This is a genomic window from Schaalia odontolytica, from assembly GCF_031191545.1.
GTDB classification, from domain to species: domain Bacteria; phylum Actinomycetota; class Actinomycetes; order Actinomycetales; family Actinomycetaceae; genus Pauljensenia; species Pauljensenia odontolytica.
In genome coordinates this window covers 686,034-704,609 of sequence record NZ_CP133472.1, presented here as the reverse complement: position 1 = coordinate 704,609, position 18,576 = coordinate 686,034, and the positions used below count along the sequence as shown (strand labels likewise).

The window sequence follows — 18,576 nt, the reverse complement described above, 5'->3', positions numbered from 1 at the left end:
AGGACACACGCATGACCACCTTCATTCCCGCTCAGGCTACCGGCACAGTCGATACGGTCGCGGCAACCGGAGCTGCCTCCTACGCGTGGCTGCTCATCCTCATCCCGCTGGCCAGCGCCGGCCTGCTCCTCCTGCTGGGCCGCGCCTCGAACAGGTGGGGCCACCTGCTGGCGACGCTAGCCTCCTGGTCGACCTTCGTGGTCGGCGCGCTGATCGCCGCCCAGATGTCGAACGCCCCCGAAGCGGCGCGTCGTTTCCAGCAGACGCTGTTCACGTGGATCCCGGCGGGTGACTTCACCGTCGACTTCGGTCTTCTCGTGGACCCGCTGTCGATCACCTTCGTGATCCTGGTGACCTTCGTCGGTTCGCTCATCCACGTGTATGCGATCGCGTACATGGAGCACGACGAGGCTCGCCGCCGCTTCTTCGCCTACCTGAACTTCTTCATCGCGGCGATGCTGACCCTGGTCCTCTCGGATTCCTACGCCGGCCTCTTCGCCGGTTGGGAAGGCGTGGGTCTAGCCTCCTACTTGCTGATTGGCTTCTGGAACCATGTCCCCGCGTACGCGGTAGCCGCCAAGAAGGCGTTCGTCATGAACCGTGTCGGCGACATGGGCATGCTGATCGCCATGATGGCGATGGTCGCTTCCTTCCACTCGGTGTCCTTCTCCGAGGTCTCCGCTTCAGTCGCTTCGATCCCGACGGCGTCGGCGACCGTCATTGGATTCTTCCTCTTGGTCGCAGCCTGTGGTAAGTCCGCACAGTTCCCGCTGCAGGCGTGGCTGGGTGACGCCATGGCTGGCCCGACCCCGGTGTCCGCGCTTATCCACGCGGCCACGATGGTCACCGCCGGCGTCTACCTGATCGTTCGCTCCGGTGCCGTCTTCCTCGCGGCTCCGGTGGCCGCGACCGCCGTCGCCGTCATCGGTGCGATCACGCTCCTCTTCGGTGCGATCGTCGGTTCCGCGAAGGACGACATGAAGAAGGTCCTCGCCGCCTCGACCATGAGCCAGATCGGGTACATGATGCTGGGCGCGGGCCTGGGTCCCATCGGTTGGGCGTTCGCGATCTTCCACCTGTTCACCCACGGCTTCTTCAAGGCCCTCATGTTCCTCGGTGCCGGTTCCGTCATGCACGGAATGGGCGACCAGGTGAACATGCGCCGCTTCGGCGCCCTGCGCGGTGCCATGAAGGTCACGTGGCTGACGTTCATGATGGGTTGGCTCGCGATCCTCGGCGTCCCGCCGCTGTCCGGCTACTGGTCGAAGGACAAGATCATTGAGGCCGCGTTTAGCGCGCACACCTTTGGCGCCACCGAGGCCGCGTGGATCGGTTGGGTCTACGGCCTGGTCACCCTGGTCGGCGCGGGCGTGACCGCTTTCTACATGTCGCGCCTCTTCTTCATGACGTTCCACGGCAAGGCCCGCTGGACTACCGAGGCGGAGGGCTCCCCGGTGCATCCGCACGAGTCCGGCCCCCTCATGACGATCCCCATGATCATCCTCGCGATCGGAGCGGTCGTCCTGGGCGCCGCCTTGTCCATCGGTGACACCTTCGTCAACTGGCTTGCCCCAGCGATCGGCGAGCTCGAGCACGGCCACCCCGTCCTCAACGAATACGTCATTCAGGGAGCCACCCTCGCCCTCGTCATCCTCGGCGCGCTCATCGCGTGGATGAAGTACGGGCGCGACGAGGTTCCCACCTCCGTCCCCGCAGGCAACGTCCTGACCGAGGCCGCACGCCGCGACCTCTACCAGGACACCGTCAACGAGACCCTGTTCATGGTGCCCGCCAAGGGCCTCGTCACCGTCGCGACAGTCGGCGATGCGAGCGCCATCGACGGTGCGCTGAACGGCCTCGGCGCTGGTTCCCAGCTGCTCGGACGCCTCGTCGGCATCACCCAGAACGGCCTCGTGCGCACGTACGCCGCCTACATTCTGGGTGGCGTCATCCTCGCCCTGGCCATCGTCCTCGGATTCAGGCTGTAAGGGGTACACGACAATGGAAAGTGCAATGGTTGCTGCTAACTTCCCGTGGCTGTCCGTCCTCGTGGCCGTTCCGGCCGCGGGCGCGGCCCTCCTCGGCTTCGTCCCGCCCCTGAGGCGCGCCGTTGGGCGCGTGGTCGCTCTGGCGATCGCCCTCGTCGAGCTCGCGCTCGGCGTGTACGTCGCCGCCTCCGTGTTCGACTGGTCTGCCCCGGCCTCGTACCAGGTGTACGAGAGCCACCTGTGGATCCCCCAGATCGGCATCACCTGGTCTCTCGGCGTTAGCGCGCTGGGCCTCGTCATGATCCTGCTGGCCATCGGCCTCGTGCCGCTCGTGCTCATCGCGGGGTGGGACGAGGACGATGCCGCGGACCGCGGTGCCTACCCGGCGCTCGTCCTGGCCCTCCAGGCGTTCATGGTCGTCATCTTCGCGGCCTACGACCTGACGGTCTTCTACTTCGCCTTTGAGGCGATGCTCGTGCCCCTGTACCTCATGATCGGTCGCTACGGCGTCGGTGAGGAGGCCGCGCGTCACAAGGCCGCCATGAAGTTCCTGCTGTACTCGCTGTTTGGCGGACTCGTGATGCTCGGTGGCATCCTCTACCTGTGGGCGATGAGCTCGAACGCGGCGCAGGACGTCTCGACGCTGTTCCGCATGGACACGCTCACCCAGATCATGCCGAACGCCCCGATGGCGGTTCAGATGGTCGTCTTCGTGACCTTCATGGTCGCCTTCGCGATCAAGGCCCCCATGGTTCCGGTCCACACGTGGCTGCCCGACACGGCCGCCGTTGCCCGCCCCGGCACCTCGGTCCTGCTCGTCGGTGTCCTGGACAAGATCGGCACCTTCGGCATGATCGCCCTGTGCCTGCAGCTCACACCCGCAGCGGCCTCCTCGGCGAAGTGGGTTATGTGCGTCCTCGCCGTGATCTCCATCCTGTGGGGAGGCCTGTCGGCGAACGGCCAGAATGACATCATGCGCCTCGTGTCCTACACCTCGGTGTCGCACTTCGGCTTCATGGTTCTGGGTATCTTCATCGGTTCGCAGATTGCTCTCGTCGGTGCCATGTTCTACATGGTCGCCCACGGCGTGTCGATCGCCGCGATGTTCCTGCTCTCCGGCTGGCTCTCGCGCCGCGGTGGCACGCAGGACATGCGCGAGTACGTCGGCATGCAGCGCGTGACCCCGGTTCTCGCGGGCCTGTGGCTCGTCTCCGGTCTCGCCTCCATCGCACTGCCGGGCCTGTCCGGCTTTGTTCCCGAGTACCTCGTGCTCATGGGCACTTGGTCGGTCAGCGCGCCGCTGGCGCTCTTCGCGGTGCTGGGCGTCGTCATTGCCGCCCTGTACGTGCTCATGCCCTACCAGCGCGTCTTCACCGGCGCTCCGGGCGCGGGCAAGGAGGACCTAGCGGACCTCGGCGCTCGCGAGCGCGGCGTCATGGTCCCGCTCGTGGCCGCGATGCTCATCCTTGGTATCTGGTCGGCGCCTCTCGTGAGCGCCCTGACCCCGGTTGCTTCAGACCTCGACCTGACCAACTCGCAGGTCGGCGCCACCGTTGAAGGGAGCGCACAGTGAACGTTCTACCCATGGCTAACTTCCAGGCCCCCGAGGTTCAGTGGCTGAGCCTCGCGCCGATCCTCATCGTGCTCGGCGCCGCCGTCCTCGGTGTCCTCGTCGAGGCCTTCGCCCCGGCCAAGGCACGCCGTCCCATCGTGATCGGCCTGTCGATCCTGGCAACCGCGGGTGCCTGCGTCATGCTCGCGCTGCGGTGGGCTCCCGTCGTGGCCGCGCCGGCCTCGCTGGGGGAGTACATCGAGGACCCGCTGACGATCGTCGCCCAGTCGGTGCTCGTCATCATTGGCTTCCTCGCGGTTCTCGTGATGGCCGACCGTACGACCGTCGGCGACGGCGCGTTCGCAGGCCAGCCTTCGGATCGCCCGGACTCGGCGGCCGAGGAGCTGTCGGAACGTAAGGGCTACCAGCGCTCGGAGATCTTCCCGCTGACCCTGTTCTCGCTGGGCGGCATGATGATCTTCCCTGCGGCGGATAACTTCGTGACGCTCTTTGTGGCCCTTGAGGTCATGTCGCTGCCGCTGTACATCATGGCTGCGACCGCGCGTCGTCGCCGTCAGCTGTCCTACGAGGCCGCCCTGAAGTACTTCGTGCTGGGCGCATTCTCCTCGGGCTTCATGCTGATGGGTTCGGCGTTCCTCTTCGGTTTCTCCAATTCGCTGCGCATCTCGGCGCTGGGCGAGGCGATCTCGTCGGACACCTCCATGGACTGGATGGTCCTCATCGGCGTGTTCTGCGTGATGGTCGGCCTGCTGTTCAAGGTGGGTGCCGCCCCCTTCCACGCGTGGACACCCGACGTCTACACGGGCGCCCCGACCCCGGTCACGGGCTTCATGGCCGCTGCCGTGAAGGTCGCCGCGTTCGCCGCGATGGCTCGTTTCTACCAGGCCGTCGCCGCCTACCTGCAGTGGGACTTCCTGTACGTCTTTGCCGCCGTCGCAGTCCTGACGATCCTCGTCGGTACCTTCGCCGGCCTCGTGCAGGATGACGTCAAGCGGATGCTGGCCTACTCGTCGATCGCTCACGCGGGCTTCATCCTCATGGGCATCCTCGCGATCCAGAAGGGCGGTACGGGTCATGTGTTGTTCTACACGCTCGGTTACGGCCTGGCGACGGTTGGTGCCTTCGCGGTGGTCTCGCTCGTGCGTGGCCGCGATGCGGACGGCAACGTCCTCGGCGAGGCGACGAGCCTGCGCAAGTGGGCGGGCATCGGCCGCACCAACCCGTGGATCGCGGGCGCGATGCTCGTCTTCCTGCTGTCGTTTGCTGGCATCCCGCTGACCGGCGGTTTCATTGGTAAGTTCGTGGTTTTCTCCGACGCGATCAAGGGCGGCATCGGCTGGCTCGCGATCGTGGGCCTTGTGGCCTCGGCGATCACCGCGTTCTTCTACTTCCGCCTCGTGCGCCTGATGTTCTTCACCGAGCCCGGTGAAGAGTCCGTCGTGGTGAAGTCGGAGGGCCTGTCCGCTCTGGCGATCATCGTGTGCGCGATTGGGACGCTCGCCCTGGGCGTCTTCCCGGGTCCCGTGTTGAGTCTGCTCGAAAAGATCGTCATACTGATTCCGTGAGCGCTCAAACACCCGACCTTCATGTTCCCGACCTCGAGTCCCGTATTACCCCGGGGCTCGAGGTCGTCGAGCGTCGTCTCCTCGACGCCGTGTCCTCGTCGCGTGATCTGACGGACGAGCTGACCCGTCACCTCGCTGTCGCCGGCGGCAAGCGGATGCGTCCGCTGTTGACGCTCGTGTGCGCGCAGCTGGGCGATGCCGAGCGAGCGCTTGACGAGCAGGTCATCACGGCGGCCACGGCCGTGGAGCTGACGCACCTGGCGTCCCTGTATCACGACGACGTCATGGACTCCGCGCCGACTCGTCGCGGCGTGCCCTCGGCTCAGCATCTGTGGGGCAACAACCGGGCGATCCTGGCCGGTGACATCCTGTTCGCCCGCGCCTCCCTCCTGGTTGCCTCCCTGGGGCCCGAGATGGTCACCCACCACGCGCGCACCTTCGAACGCCTGTGTGAGGGCCAGCTGAACGAGACCTTCGGTCCGACGGACGGCACTGATCGCGTCGACTTCTACCTGCAGGTCCTGGCGGACAAGACGGGCTCGCTCGTCTCCACCGCCGCGTCCTTCGGCGCGCTGCTGTCGGGTGCTGGCCAGCTGATGGCTGACGTGGTCAGTGACTTCGGCGAGAAGGTCGGCGTCGCCTTTCAGATCGCCGACGACGTGCTCGACCTGGCGTCTTCGGGCGAGCAGTCGGGCAAGACCCCCGGCACGGATTTGCGCGAGGGCGTCGACACGCTTCCCGTCCTCCTTCTGCGCCGCCGCGCGGCCGCCGGAACTATCGACGAGGCCGGTGCGCGCATCCTCAGCGAGCTGACGGGGGACCTGTCCTCCGACGAGGCACTCGCTTCGGTTGTCGAGCAGCTGCGTAGGCACGACGTGCTCGAGGAGACACGCCTCCTTGCGCGCACCTGGGCGAATGACGCGGTCGCTGCACTGGCACCGCTGCCCAAGGGTGAGGCCAGGACGGCGCTCGAGGCCTTCGCTAACCTGATGGTGGATCGCCTGGTCTGAATCCGTCCCGAGGCCGGGGCTCGGCTGCGCGCACCAGCGCGGCTGGCCCTGGCCTCGTCGTATGCGCGCAACACTCTTGAGGAGTGTGAGGGTCTCAGCTAAGGTTGCCCTTGGCATCGGGGCGCTAGACTTAGTGCCCAGGTGCGCGCACACGCGCGTGGTCACGAAGAAGGAGAAATCGGTTGGCACCGCTCAACGTCGCCGTCATTGGCGCTGGTCCCGCTGGCATTTACGCGTCGGATATCCTGTCCAAGTCGGGGCTCGAGGTGAATATCGACCTGTTTGAGCGTCTTCCCGCGCCCTACGGTCTCGTGCGCTACGGCGTCGCGCCGGATCATCCGCGGATCAAGCAGATCATCGTTGCGCTGTACAAGATCCTGCAGCGCGGAGACATCCGCCTGCTCGGTAACGTTGAGGTTGGCCGCGACGTGACGATCGACGACCTGCGCGACCACTACGACGCGATCATCATCGCGACGGGCGCGGATCGCGATCACCCTCTCGATATCCCGGGCGTGAACCTGCCCGAGTCCTACGGCGCCGCTGACTTCGTGTCCTGGTACGACGGTAACCCGGACTACCCGCGCACGTGGCCGCTGAAGGCGCGCGAGGTCGCGGTCCTGGGCGTCGGCAACGTGGCGCTGGACGTGTCGCGTGTCCTGGCCAAGCACGCCGAGGACATGCTCAAGACCGAGGTGCCGGCCAACGTGGCCGAGGCCCTCGCGGAGAACCCGATCACCGACGTGCACGTGTTCGGTCGTCGTGGCCCGGCGCAGGTGAAGTTCACGCCCCTGGAGCTGCGAGAGCTGGGCAAGGTGCCGGACGTGGACGTCATCGCCTCCGAGGAAGACTTCGATTTTGACGAGGGTTCGGAGGAGGCGCTGCGCGCGTCGAACCAGCAGCGTCAGGTCGTCAAGACGCTGACGAGCTACGCGATGGCGGACCCGGAGGAGCACACGGCCTCGCGCCGCATCCACATTCACCTGTTCCAGTCGCCGGTCGAGATCGTCGCGGATGAGGACGGCCACGTGAAGGCCCTGCGCACCGAGCGTACCGCCCTCAACGGCGATGGGAGCGTGTCGGGTACGGGCGTCATCACGACGTGGCCCGTGCAGGCCGTCTACCGCGCGGTGGGCTACTACTCCTCGCCGATCCCGGGTCTGCCCTTCGATAAGCGGGCAGGCGTCGTGCCCAACGTTGAGGGCCGCGTCATCGAGGGCGAGACCACCAAGGACGAGTCCGCCCCAGTCATTCCCGGCGTGTACGCGACCGGCTGGATCAAGCGCGGCCCCGTCGGCCTCATTGGCTCCACGAAGTCGGACGCCCAGCAGACCATCTCCCACCTCGTGGAGGATGCTTCCGAGGGGCGCCTGCACGCGAACTCCGTAGAGGTGGGCCACGAGGCCATGGTGGCACTCCTGGAGTCCCGTGGCGTCGAGTTCACGACCTGGGAGGGCTGGGAGCTCCTCGACGCCTACGAGCAGGCTCTGGGCGAGGACTACGGCGAGCTTCCGGGCGGCCGCGGCAGGCGTGAGCGCATCAAGGTCGTCTCGCGTCGCGCGATGACGGATATTTCGCGTGGCGCTCAGGTGGATCCGCACAGCGTGGACCACATCGGCGATATGGGCGAGATGGGTGTTCCCACCGCTCCCGAGCGCTTCGAAGACTACACGGGCCCGGGCCGTCGCAACTGACGCGTCCTGATTCGCAGGCGAGGTCGTGGCCGGTTGTCCGGTCGCGGCCTCGTTCCGTTCGTGTGTCGCTGACCGGTCAATCGGTTCCCACCCGCGATTCGGCAGACTCCCAGGGCCTTCTCAGTTAACCGCCATAGGATCCCCTGTATGGTGCACCGCAACTATCACAACGGTCTGAAGACGACGCTCCTGCTGGGAGGCATGTGGGCGCTGCTGCTCGCCATCGGTGCGCTCATCGCTTCGGGCACGGGCCGTGTGGTGTGGATCGTTGTGTTTGCGGGCATTGGGCTCGCGCAGACCGCGTACTCGTACTGGAACTCGGCGACGATTGCGCTGCGCTCGATGGGCGCCTATCAGGTGGCTGAGGCCGAACAGCCCGCCCTCTACGCGATCGTTCGGGAGCTGTCGGATCGTGCCCAACAGCCGATGCCGACGATCTGGGTGGCTCCGACGCTGACCCCCAATGCGTTCGCGACGGGCCGTAACCCGAACAATGCGGCCGTGTGCTGCACGGAGGGTATCCTGGCGATTCTCAACGAGCGCGAACTGCGCGGTGTGCTCGGGCATGAGCTCATGCACGTGTACAACCGCGACATCCTGACGACGTCTGTCGCCGCGGCCATGGGCGGCGTGATCGCGACGGTAGCGCAAGGCCTCCTGTTTTTTGGCGGAGGGAATCGCCGCGAGGGCGGTGCGGTGGGCTTCATCGGCTTGCTCGCGCTCAGTCTCCTGGCGCCGATCGCATCGATGCTCATCCAGTTCTCACTGTCGCGCACCCGCGAGTTCGACGCGGATGAGGATGGCGCGATGCTCACGCAGGATCCACTCGCACTCGCCTCGGCTCTCCGCAAGCTCGAGATAACGACGGATCGACGCCCGATGGAGGACACGCCGCGCACGCGCAACGTCGCGGCCATGATGATCGCGAACCCGTTCCGTGGGGAGTCTCTCGAGCGTATGTTCTCGACTCACCCCCCGATGGAGGAGCGGATCGCCCGTCTGGAGAAGATCGCGGGCTATTAGGCACACGAGCAGGGGGCGGCCGGATATTCCGGCCGCCCCCTGCTGCTGTGGTTAGCGGTAGTTCACGAACTGGAGTGCGACGTCCAGCTCCTCGCCCTTGGGACCTTTGAGAAGGGTGATGACGGCCTGCAGGTCGTCGCGGGACTTCGAAGAAACGCGAAGTTCGTCACCCTGAATCTGGGCTTTGACGCCCTTGGGGCCTTCCTCTCGGATGAGCCTCGAGATCTTCTTCGCGGTGTCCTGCGGGATGCCTTCCTTGAGGGGGCAGGCGAGCTTGAAAAGCTTGCCCGAGGCCTTGGGTTCGCGGTCCTTGTAGTCCAGAACCTTCAGGGACAGGCCGCGGCGAATCAGTTTGGACTGCAGCACATCGAGGATTGCTAGGACGCGGGAAGCGGAGTTCGCCTCCATCGCGATCGTATCGCCGCTGAGGGAGATGGCGGCGTCCACGCCGCGGAAGTCGTAGCGGTTGGCGATCTCCTTGGCGGTCTGGTTGACAGCGTTGTCGACCTCCTGGCGGTCGAGTTTGGAGACGACGTCGAAAGAGGAGTCTGCCATGGGTGTACCTTTCGTTGGAATTGCACCGATCGCCGTTCCGATTGGCGCTTGGAACCATTTTAATGCTATTCTTTCACGGCACCGCGAGAGCGGCGCACGGCAGGTTACCAAAGCGGCCAAATGGATCTGACTGTAAATCAGACGCTTCGTGCTTCGGGGGTTCGAATCCCTCACCTGCCACCACTCGCTGGTTCCAGTGAGTAACGCCTGTGATGTCATTCTCAGGCTCCGGGATTGCTTCGGCGCTCGGAGATGAGATAGGCTTTCCGGCGTTGCCCCGATAGCTCAGTAGGCAGAGCGTCTCCATGGTAAGGAGAAGGTCAAGGGTTCGATTCCCTTTCGGGGCTCCGGTCGCGGATTCATCCGCTTCCGGCGGCGGGGTAGCTCAGCTGGTCAGAGCGCACGACTCATAATCGTGAGGTCGCGGGTTCGAGCCCCGCCCCCGCTACCAATTCTTTGATCCGACAGGTCGCGCGAGCGACAAAACAAAGCGAGGGAAACAACCGTGGCAAGTAAGTCCCAGGACGTTCGCCCCAAGATCACTCTGGCCTGCTCGGAGTGCAAGGAGCGCAACTACATCACCAAGAAGAACCGTCGTAACACGCCGGATCGTCTCGAGCTGGCGAAGTACTGCCCGCGCTGCCACAAGTCGACGGCGCACCGCGAGACCCGCTGACGGCTTCCGTCTCAAAGCCCCGAGGAACATAGGTTCCCCGGGGTTCTTTGCATGTGTGCGAAACACCTGCGTTATTCTGTGCGTATGACTGACCTTCCTGCCTCTCGCTGTGTTGTCGCCCCGAAAGGCGCGGGCGAGGCGCGCATCCCCGGCCTCGTGACGCTCGCGGATGGGCGCACGGTTCTGTTCTATGATGAGCGCCCCGCCCCGGCCTCGGGCGTGGGATCAGACTTTAACGGGTTGACGATGGCGTCGGATCTGCCGAACCCGAATCGAATCCACTGGATGGTCCGCGCGGGCGACGGACAATGGGGGGCGTCGAGTCCGCTTCCCGTCGGCGGCCCGGCCGTGTCCTCGGATGCGTGCGTCGGTGTGGACGGCGGCGGGATCATGCACCTGGCGTTTGCGTCCACGGACGGGCGCGTGGGATATATGGACTCGCGTGCCGATGGCGAGCGCTTGCGTGCCTGGTGGGCGTGGGGGAGCGGCCCCGAGGATATGACATACGCGGATATGACGGATGAGCTGTATGAGCTCACGGGAGCGGACGCGTTGTTCGCCACGTCTGGCGGCACTGCGACCGTCGACGGTTCCGTGGCGCTGCCCTACGTCGTGCGCACCGGCGAGGAGACGCACGTGCGCGTCGTCTACGCGCGCGCTGGGCGCCTCGTTGGGGCGGCGGATGCGCTTGTCGGCGATGGGGGCGTGCTTCTCGACGAGACGACCCTCAGCGCGTGGGGCGGCCGCGTCGTCGCGAACTGCCGGCTTCAGGGCTTCGAGGGGCGCGGTTCCGGCGCGCGCTACCTCGCGTGGGGGGACGGGCGAACGTGGGAGGGCGGGTGCCTGTGGCAGCTGGACGATCCCGGCTGCAACGCGCGCATGGACGGTGCCTTCTTCGTTCATCCGGGGCTGCGCGACGCGCGGGCCGGTGGCGAAGTCCTGCGTCTTAGCCCGCCGTGGGAGGGCTCGGTCCGTGCAGAGGTTGTCGCGTCCTTTGGGGAAGGGGACTTCGGATACAGCGACCTGGCCTTCGCGGGGGACGAGGCAGTGGTGGTCTTCGAAAGGGGCCGTGGCCTCTGGGAGACCGTGGTCTGCCTGTAAATGGGTACAGAAAACCCGGTGCGTGTGCCCCCGCAACGCTCCGGGTTTTTCTGTGTGTTCTAGCGACCTTCGATGATCGCGAGAAGCGGGGCGTAGTGCGCGTCGACTGCCGCGGCGTACGCCTCGACATCTCCGGCTTCGCATGCCCGCAGGATGGCCGCGTGGGCCTCGGCGGTGTCTTCCATTTCCTGGCGCGACGCTGCTGCCAGCTGGGGGGTGACGCTCTGGTGGACGAGCCACATGGCGGCCACCAGCTGATGCATGAGCTCGTTCTCGACGTAGGCCAGGAGGCCCGAGTGGAAGGCGATATCCTGCTCGAGGTAGGTCGAGCCTGAGTGGGCGTATGCAGTCATGGCCTCGACGAGCGCCCACAGGTGCGGGTTCTTCGTGCCCTTCATGGCCCGCGTGAGGGGAACTGCGATCCCGAGGTCCAGGGCGCGACGGGTGTCGATGATCGAGTGCAGAGACTGTGCGCCGTTGATTTCGTCGAGGGCGGCGCGCAGAACGAGGGTCTCGACGAGCGGCTGCATGGACATCTCTCCCACGTAGGAACCGGAACCCTGACGGACCGTCACGATGTCGAGAGCCTGGAGTCGACGTAGCGCTTCTCTCACGGAGGAGCGTGAAACGCCAAGGTCGGCGCACAGTGCCGATTCTGTTGGGAGTCGGTCGCCTGGGTGTAATCCGTGTCGCAGAATATAGGACTTGATTGCATCCATCGTTACCGAGGATCTCGAGTCAATTGCCCCCGGTCCGTGTCGATTCGATTCTTTTCCTGTGGGTGGTGGCGGTGATATCGCTTGCACTAATTTGTCTGACAACATAGAATCAGTATAGCGAGCGGAACAACAGAACCGCACGTCCTATTTTCTCGATGATGAGGAGCGAGAACATGCGAATGCGTAAACACTTCGCGACCGGCGCTGCGCTGACCGCAGCTGCCGCCATGATCCTGACCGCGTGCGGCGGCGGATCTTCCACCACCACGTCCTCCGGCGGCGGCTCCACGGCCTCCGAAGGACCGAAGGGTACCGTCACGGCCGGTGTCGCCTACGAGACCACCGACTACGGACCGATCACCACCTCGGCACTCGGCATGGGTGCGAACTGGCAGGTCCTCGAGGGCCTGTACCGTTTCAACATGGCCGACTACTCCGTCAGCCCCGCGCTGGCCGCCGGTGACCCCGTGAAGGTCTCCGACACCGAGTACGAGGTGAAGCTGCGCGACGGCGCGAAGTTCTCCGACGGCACCCCCGTGACCGCCGCTGACTTCGTGTCTTCCTACGAGCGTGCGACCTCCGAGAAGTCGATCTACCGTCAGTTCTTCACCTTCGTCGACTCTGTCGAAGCGAAGGATGACAACACGATCACGATCAAGCTCAAGCACCCCTTCGCCAGCCTGAAGGAGCGCTTCGTCAACGTGCGCGTCGTTCCCTCCTCGATGGACGAAGACTCGCTCAAGGCCAAGCCGATCGGCACCGGTCCCTACAAGTACGAGAACATCACGGCGACCGAGATCACCGCTGTTCCGAACGAGAACTACACCGGCAATGAGCCCGCGAAGGTTGCAACCCTGAAGTGGCAGTCCCTCAAGGATGACTCCGCCCGCCTCGCCGCGGCCATCGGTGGCACCATCGACGTCATGGAAGCCGTTCCCGCCTCCGCGCAGGATCAGCTCAAGGGCGCCGGTTGGAACGTCGAGTCCAAGCCCGGCTACGGCAACCCCTTCCTGATGTTCAACACGCAGAAGGCCCCCTTCGACAAGCCCGAGGTTCGCCGCGCGATCCTGAAGTCCATCGATAAAAAGAAGCTGATCAGCTCCGCGCTTGAGGGACAGGCCGTCGAGGCTACCTCCTTCCTACCCGAGGCCAACCCTGCCTACAAGAAGCCCGCCACCGATCTGTCCTACGACAAGGATGCCGCCTCCAAGCTCCTGAGCGATGCCGGCGTCTCCGGCCTCGAGGTCAACCTGGTGTCGACGGACCACCCGTGGGTCCTCTCCCTGGTTCCCCAGATCAAGTCCGACCTGGAGGCCCTCGGCCTGAAGGTCAACCACACGCAGATGGCTTCGTCCGACCTCTACTCCAACGTCACCGACGTTGACAACCCCACCTACGACATCGTGTTGGCCCCCGGCGACCCCTCGGTCTTCGGCACCGACCCCGGCATCATCATCTCCTGGTGGAACGGCGACAACGTCTGGACCAAGAAGCGTGACGGTTGGCAGACCTCGGACCCCGAGTCCTTCAACAAGCTGCAGTCGATCATGGACGAGGCCGTTCAGCTTGACGGCGACGCCGCCAAGGCCAAGTGGGGCGAAGCTCAGGATCTGCTCGCCGAGAAGACCGTGATCTTCCCGCTCGTTTTCCGCAACATGATCACCGGCTCCAACCCCAACAAGGTGGATGGATTCCAGGCGATCTCCTCGACCGGCCTGCAGCTGATCGGTGTGAGCGCTAAGTAAGTCCCCTAGGGACCACTCAGAAGGGAGGGGTGGAGCGCCACCCTGAGGCAGACGCCACAGTCGGGCGCCACCCCTCCTTTCCTATTGCCAAAATCCGTTGAAATGGAGGTCTAGCAGTGAATAACCTTCTGCGACTCATCGGACGACGACTGGTGGCCCTGCCGATCATGGTGGTCGGCGTGTCCTTCCTCGTCTTCTTCATCATGTCGCTGTCTCCCATCGACCCGGCCTACTCGGCACTGGGCGAGACCGCGACCCCCGAAGCTCTCGAAGAGTACCGTGTGCAGCACGGTCTCAACGACCCCTTCTTCGTTCAGTACGGCCGCTACCTGTGGAACATGCTCCACGGCGACCTCGGTACCTACGGCGTTGGTACGTCCAACCATGTGACTGACCTGGTTGCTCAGGCTCTTCCGATCACCCTGCAGCTCACCTTCCTCGGCCTGTTCTTCGCCGTGATCATCGCTTTCCCCCTCGGTGTCCTCGCCGCCCTGTACCGCGACCGCTGGCCCGACCAGGTCATCCGCGTGTTCTCGGTCATCGGCATCGGCACCCCGTCCTTCTGGCTGGCGGCGCTGCTGGTCCTCGGATTTGTTCAGAAGCTTCCGGTCTCTGGCCCGCTGCCCGCGTTCAGCGAAGATCCGAGTGGCTGGTTCCTGCGGATGCTTCTCCCTGCCATCGCGCTGGCGGTTCCCGTCGTTGGTCAGATGACCCGAGTCGTGCGTACCTCAATGGTTGAGGAACTGGACCGCGACTACGTTCGCACCGCGGTCGGCGCCGGTATCCCCAAGCGCATCGTCGTGGCCCGCAACGTGCTGCGCAACGCGCTCATCACGCCCGTGACCGTCCTCGGCCTGCGCATCGGCTACCTGATGGGTGGCGCAGTCGTCATCGAGATCATCTTCTCTATCGATGGAATGGGTAAAGCGGTCCTGCTCAAGGGGATCCAGGAGAACTGGGTGACCCTCGTGCAGGGAGGCGCGCTCGTCGTCGCGATCGCGTTCATCGTGGTCAACATCATCGTTGACATGCTCTACCTGCTCATCAATCCGCGTATTAGGTCGGTGTGAGGCATGAATCAGAAAGAAAAGCTCGGCAAGGTCACCGCGAAGGGCGCGCGTTTCTCGCGCATCGGTGCAATGTCCACCGGATCGAAGATCGCGATGGGCCTCCTTGCCCTCATCGTCCTCGTCTCGGTCCTGGCACCCTACGTTTCTCCCTACGGTCCCGATGAGATCTTCGACAAGTGGAGCGCCCCGTCCGGCGCGCACCTGTTCGGAACGGACCACGTGGGCCGCGACATCTTCGCGCGCGTCCTGTTCGGTGGTCGCTTCTCCCTGCTCATCGGCCTGTGCTCGACCCTGATCGCCCTCTTCTTCGGCGCGATTATCGGCTCGATTGCAGCCGTCGTGCGCAAGTCCTTCTCCGAAGCGATTATGCGCGTCATGGACATCATCATGGCGGTGCCAGGCATCGCCATGGCGGCAGTCTCCGTCCTGGTCTTCGGGCGCACGCTCTCCAAGTCCGGCAACACCTTCGGCCTGGTCATCGTCATCATCTGCTCGATCGCATTCGTGTATATCCCGCAGCTCTCCCGCATCGTGCGCGCGAATGTCATGGCGGCGTACGGGGAGGACTACGTCCGCGCTGTGATCGTCTCCGGTGCCCGCGCCCCGTGGATCCTCGTCAAGCACGTCATGCGTAACACGGCCGCCCCGGTCCTCGTGTTCGCCACCGTCCTGGTCGCCGACGCGATCATCCTCGAGGCCTCCCTGACCTTCATCGGTTCGGGCCTCCAGGCGACCACCGTGGCCACGTGGGGCAACGTCCTGTCCGAGGCCTCGTCGAACCTGTCGGTTCTGCTGGGCAAGTGGTGGACTGCCTTCTTCCCGGGCCTGTTCATCATGATCACCGTCCTGTGCCTGAACATCCTGTCCGAGGGCATCACGGACGCCATGGTGGCCGCCCCATCCTCGGGTGCTGTCGCTCAGGTCGACAAGGACTCCGACCGCGAGGCCGACAAGCTCCTGCTCGACCCGCGCCGCGCCTACGCCGAGCAGGCCGAGTCCCTGCAGGCTCGCCTCGACGACCTCGAGTCCGTCGAAGGCAAGCGCACCGACCGCTTCGAGGCCTCCTTCGAGAAGACCCCGCTGCTTGAGGTCAAGGATCTGTGCATCGAGTTCGAGCGCCACGGCGAGGTCAACGTGGTCGACCACGTGTCCTTCAAGGTGCGTCCGGGCGAGACAATGGGCCTCGTCGGAGAATCCGGCTGTGGCAAGTCGATCACCGCTTTGACCATCATGGGTCTCATCGACCCGAAGGCGAAGATCACGGGTGAAATTCTCTACCAGGGCGAGAACCTGCTGGACAAGACCACCGAGGAGCGCCGCGCCCTGCTCGGACACGAGCTGGCCATGATCTACCAGGACGCCCTGTCGTCCCTGAACCCCGCCATGCTGATTAAGGCGCAGATGAAGCAGCTGACCAGCCGCGGTGGCACGCGCAGCGCCGAGGAACTCCTCGAGCTCGTGGGTCTCGATCCCAAGCGCACCCTTGAGTCCTACCCGCACGAACTGTCGGGCGGACAGCGCCAGCGCGTTCTCATCGCTATGGCTTTGACCCGCGACCCGAAGCTCATTATTGCGGACGAGCCGACCACCGCCCTGGACGTGACCGTCCAGAAGCAGGTCATCGCACTGCTCAACGAGCTGCGCGAGAAGCTTGGGTTCGCCATGATCTTCGTGTCCCACGACCTGGCGCTTGTCGCCGAGGTGGCGCACCACATCACCGTCATGTACGCCGGACAGGTCATCGAGCAGGCCCCCACGAAGGAGCTGCTCACGCACCCGACCCACGAGTACACGCGCGGCCTGCTGGGTGCCGTCCTCTCGATCGAGTCCGGCTCCGGTCGTCTGCACCAGGTTCCCGGTACCGTGCCGTCGCCTCGCGACTTCCCCAAGGGCGACCGCTTTGCACCCCGATCCTCGCACCCCGATTACGGACTGGACATCCGCCCGGTTCTCACCGAGGTCGGTCCCGAGCACGTGTACGCGGCTCTGCCTCCCCGCGGCGAGGCCGACGCGCAGGAAACCACCGGTAAGGAGGAGACCCGATGAGCGAGAACGCTGCGATCATCGAACTGAAGGACGTTGAGGTGACCTTCACCTCGCGTACCGGCTCCCTGTTCAAGCCCAACAAGGTCCACGCGGTGCGTGGCGTCAACATGCGCCTCGAGCGCGGGCAGACGCTCGGCATCGTCGGCGAGTCCGGCTGTGGCAAGTCCACGACCGCAAACGTCATGTGCGGCCTGCAGATGCCGACGAAGGGCCAGGTGTTCTTCAACGGCAAAGAGGTCACGAAGCGTAGCGCCGCCGCACGACGGGAAATCGGTCGCGTCGTTTCCGTGGTCTTCCAGGATCCGGCGACGGCCCTCAATCCGCGCATGCACGTCCAGGATCAGCTCGCTGACCCCCTGCGCGTGCACGGCATCGGCGACGAGGCCTCCCGCGCTAAGCGGGTACGAGAGTTGATCTCGCTCGTCGGCCTGCCGTCCAGTGCCCTCGATGCGCTGCCCGGACAGCTCTCGGGTGGCCAACGTCAGCGCGTGGCGATCGCCCGCGCCCTGTCCATCGGCCCCGACGCGATCATCGCCGACGAGCCGACCTCCGCGCTCGACGTCTCGGTGCGCGCACAGATCCTGAACCTGCTGACGGACCTGAAGAAGGACCTCGGCCTGGCGATGGTGTTCATCTCGCACGACATCCAGACGGTGCGCTACGTGTCGGACCGCATAGCCGTCATGAATGCCGGAAAGGTCGTGGAGGAAGGCCCGGCAGCTCAGCTGCTCGCCGACCCCAAGGACCCCTACACCCGCAAGCTGCTGGGCGCCGCGCCCTCGCTGCTGCACCCCAACCTCGAAGGAGAGAAGTAATTATGTCCTCGAAGATCCGTGGCGTCGTCCCGCCCCTGGCCATTCCGCTCAAGGATGGCGAACTCGACGTCCCCTCGCTTGAGCGCCACATCAACCGCATGATCGAGGCAGGCCTCGACGGCCTGTTCGTGTCCGGCTCCACCGGTGAGGTCGCCTTCTCGACCGCCGAGCGTCGCGCCCAGATCCAGCGCGAAGCCGTGCGCATCGTCGACGGCCGCATCCCGCTCCTCGTCGGCGTCATCGACACCGAGACCGAGCGCGTCATCGAGAACATCAAGGCCGTGGAAGAAATCGGCGGTGCCACAGGCGTCGTCGCGACCGCCCCGTTCTACGCCCTCGGCGGCGAGACGGAGGTCGAGAAGCACTTCCGTCTCCTTAAGGAGAATACGAGCCTCGAGCTGTGGGCCTACGACATCCCCGTGTGCGTTCACACGAAGCTGTCGCCCGACCTGCTCATGCGCCTGGGACGCGACGGCATCATCGACGGCGTCAAGGACTCCTCCGGCGACGACGTCGCGTTCCGATGGCTGTGCCTGGCGAACGAGGCCGCCGGCCACCCGATGCAGCTGCTCACCGGCCACGAGGTCGTCGTCGATGGCGCCTACATGTCCGGCGCGGACGGCTCCGTGCCCGGCCTGGCCAACGTGGACCCCGAGGGCTACGTGCGCCAGTGGCAGGCCTACGAGCGTCGCGACTGGGAGACCGTGCGCTCCGAGCAGGACCGCCTCGCCGAACTCATGCGCATCGTCCAGGTGAAGGGCGTGGCGGGCTTCGGTGCCGGCGTCGGTGCCTTCAAGGCCGCCCTGCACCTGCTCGGCGTCTTCGATTCGCCCGAGATGCCGCGCCCGGTTGCCGCCCTCGAGGGTGACAACGTCGAGCACGTTGCCTCCGTCCTGCGCGGAGTCGGCCTGCTCTCCTGATACGTCGACGAGGCCGGGGCAGTTTCGTTCCGCATATTGCGCGCCCGAGGGCGCGCGCCCCGGCCTCGTCGATCTT

General features: G+C 65.3%; 15 protein-coding genes and 3 tRNA genes. 16 read left to right on the top strand and 2 right to left on the bottom strand.

Features of this window, described 5'->3' with window-relative positions:
- Positions 1 to 11 precede the first annotated feature (11 nt).
- The 6 genes from nuoL (at position 12) to htpX (ending at position 8,853) form a co-directional block, all read left to right on the top strand.
- Positions 12 to 1,988: an NADH-quinone oxidoreductase subunit L gene (nuoL, locus tag RDV55_RS03075; protein WP_111824387.1), complete on the top strand. Its 1,977-nt coding sequence runs from the start codon at positions 12 to 14 to the stop codon at positions 1,986 to 1,988.
- A 25-nt stretch (positions 1,989 to 2,013) separates the two neighbouring features.
- On the top strand, positions 2,014 to 3,561 hold the full coding sequence (locus tag RDV55_RS03070; protein WP_111824386.1) for a complex I subunit 4 family protein: 1,548 nt from the start codon (positions 2,014 to 2,016) through the stop codon (positions 3,559 to 3,561).
- 11 nt (positions 3,562 to 3,572) lie between these two features.
- A complete protein-coding gene (gene nuoN / locus RDV55_RS03065) occupies positions 3,573 to 5,126 on the top strand; it encodes an NADH-quinone oxidoreductase subunit NuoN (RefSeq protein ID WP_174703845.1) in 1,554 nt (517 codons plus the stop codon).
- A complete protein-coding gene (locus tag RDV55_RS03060) occupies positions 5,123 to 6,136 on the top strand; it encodes a polyprenyl synthetase family protein (protein WP_111824384.1) in 1,014 nt (337 codons plus the stop codon). Before nuoN ends, RDV55_RS03060 begins: the two co-directional genes overlap by 4 nt.
- Positions 6,137 to 6,318: 182 nt before the next feature.
- Entirely contained in the window at positions 6,319 to 7,830 is a 1,512-nt protein-coding gene (locus RDV55_RS03055; protein WP_111824383.1) for an FAD-dependent oxidoreductase, read from the top strand.
- Positions 7,831 to 7,977: 147 nt separating this feature from the next.
- On the top strand, positions 7,978 to 8,853 hold the full coding sequence (gene htpX / locus RDV55_RS03050; protein WP_111824382.1) for a zinc metalloprotease HtpX: 876 nt from the start codon (positions 7,978 to 7,980) through the stop codon (positions 8,851 to 8,853).
- A 51-nt stretch (positions 8,854 to 8,904) separates the two neighbouring features.
- On the opposite strand, the gene RDV55_RS03045 is transcribed toward htpX, so the two are convergent.
- The gene (locus tag RDV55_RS03045) at positions 8,905 to 9,408 is read right to left on the bottom strand and encodes a YajQ family cyclic di-GMP-binding protein (protein ID WP_111824381.1); all 504 of its coding nucleotides are present in this window, start codon (positions 9,406 to 9,408) and stop codon (positions 8,905 to 8,907) included.
- Positions 9,409 to 9,506: 98 nt separating this feature from the next.
- On the opposite strand from RDV55_RS03045, the gene RDV55_RS03040 reads away from it, so the two are divergent.
- The 5 genes from RDV55_RS03040 (at position 9,507) to RDV55_RS03020 (ending at position 11,185) form a co-directional block, all read left to right on the top strand.
- Positions 9,507 to 9,591 (top strand) — tRNA-Tyr (locus tag RDV55_RS03040).
- A gap of 91 nt (positions 9,592 to 9,682) precedes the next feature.
- Positions 9,683 to 9,755: transfer RNA gene (locus tag RDV55_RS03035), tRNA-Thr, on the top strand.
- A 27-nt stretch (positions 9,756 to 9,782) separates the two neighbouring features.
- Positions 9,783 to 9,859, top strand: a tRNA-Met gene (locus tag RDV55_RS03030).
- A gap of 54 nt (positions 9,860 to 9,913) precedes the next feature.
- Positions 9,914 to 10,084 (top strand): 50S ribosomal protein L33, encoded by a 171-nt coding sequence (rpmG, locus tag RDV55_RS03025; protein WP_003792256.1) that lies wholly within the window; start codon positions 9,914 to 9,916, stop codon positions 10,082 to 10,084.
- 84 nt (positions 10,085 to 10,168) lie between these two features.
- Positions 10,169 to 11,185 (top strand): sialidase family protein, encoded by a 1,017-nt coding sequence (locus RDV55_RS03020; protein ID WP_111824395.1) that lies wholly within the window; start codon positions 10,169 to 10,171, stop codon positions 11,183 to 11,185.
- A gap of 59 nt (positions 11,186 to 11,244) precedes the next feature.
- Here the strand turns inward: RDV55_RS03020 and RDV55_RS03015 are convergent, their stop codons facing one another.
- Positions 11,245 to 11,904, bottom strand: a complete 660-nt coding sequence (locus RDV55_RS03015) for a FadR/GntR family transcriptional regulator (RefSeq protein ID WP_111824380.1) — start codon at positions 11,902 to 11,904, stop codon at positions 11,245 to 11,247.
- A gap of 173 nt (positions 11,905 to 12,077) precedes the next feature.
- On the opposite strand from RDV55_RS03015, the gene RDV55_RS03010 reads away from it, so the two are divergent.
- From RDV55_RS03010 to RDV55_RS02990, 5 genes are all read left to right on the top strand, one after another.
- On the top strand, positions 12,078 to 13,649 hold the full coding sequence (locus RDV55_RS03010) for an ABC transporter substrate-binding protein (RefSeq protein ID WP_111824379.1): 1,572 nt from the start codon (positions 12,078 to 12,080) through the stop codon (positions 13,647 to 13,649).
- 116 nt (positions 13,650 to 13,765) lie between these two features.
- Complete coding sequence (locus RDV55_RS03005) at positions 13,766 to 14,719, top strand: ABC transporter permease (RefSeq protein ID WP_111824378.1); 954 nt, start codon at positions 13,766 to 13,768, stop codon at positions 14,717 to 14,719.
- Between the two features lie 3 nt (positions 14,720 to 14,722).
- Positions 14,723 to 16,765 carry a dipeptide/oligopeptide/nickel ABC transporter permease/ATP-binding protein gene (locus RDV55_RS03000; RefSeq protein ID WP_111824377.1) on the top strand — a complete coding sequence of 681 codons (2,043 nt, stop codon included), beginning with the start codon at positions 14,723 to 14,725 and terminating at the stop codon, positions 16,763 to 16,765.
- A complete protein-coding gene (locus tag RDV55_RS02995) occupies positions 16,762 to 17,580 on the top strand; it encodes an ABC transporter ATP-binding protein (RefSeq protein ID WP_111824376.1) in 819 nt (272 codons plus the stop codon). The genes RDV55_RS03000 and RDV55_RS02995 overlap by 4 nt, the downstream gene beginning before the upstream one ends.
- A 2-nt stretch (positions 17,581 to 17,582) precedes the next feature.
- Complete coding sequence (locus RDV55_RS02990) at positions 17,583 to 18,500, top strand: dihydrodipicolinate synthase family protein (protein ID WP_111824375.1); 918 nt, start codon at positions 17,583 to 17,585, stop codon at positions 18,498 to 18,500.
- Positions 18,501 to 18,576 lie beyond the last annotated feature (76 nt).